1 rRNA gene is annotated in these 623 nt (G+C 50.7%); it reads right to left on the bottom strand.

Annotated elements, in window-relative coordinates:
* Nucleotides 1-593, bottom strand: a 23S ribosomal RNA gene (locus WA325_RS21210); the annotation flags it as partial.
* Between the last annotated feature and the right edge of the window lie 30 nt (nt 594-623).

Here is a 623-nt window from a genome sequence, read left to right on the forward strand (position 1 = left end):
TTAACGGGCTCTGACTACTTGTAGGCACACGGTTTCAGGATCTCTTTCACTCCCCTTCCGGGGTGCTTTTCACCTTTCCCTCACGGTACTGGTTCACTATCGGTCACTAGGGAGTATTTAGCCTTGGGAGATGGTCCTCCCGGATTCCGACGGAATTTCACGTGTTCCGCCGTACTCAGGATCCACTCTGGAGAGAACGAAGTTTTGACTACAGGGCTGTTACCTCCTATGGCGGGCCTTTCCAGACCTCTTCATCTACCTCGTTCCTTTGTAACTCCGTATAGAGTGTCCTACAACCCCAAGAGGCAAGCCTCTTGGTTTGGGCTAATCCCGTTTCGCTCGCCGCTACTCAGGGAATCGCATTTGCTTTCTCTTCCTCCGGGTACTTAGATGTTTCAGTTCCCCGGGTCTGCCTTCTCATATCCTATGAATTCAGATATGGATACCACTCCATTACGAGTGGTGGGTTTCCCCATTCGGAAATCTCCGGATCAAAGCTTGCTTACAGCTCCCCGAAGCATATCGGTGTTCGTCCCGTCCTTCATCGGCTCCTAGTGCCAAGGCATCCACCGTGCGCCCTTTCTAACTTAACCGTTAAAAAGAATCACTATGTGATATCTTGT

The organism is Bacillus sp. 205(2023), from assembly GCF_037027485.1.
Lineage (GTDB): Bacteria > Bacillota > Bacilli > Bacillales > Bacillaceae > Bacillus > Bacillus halotolerans.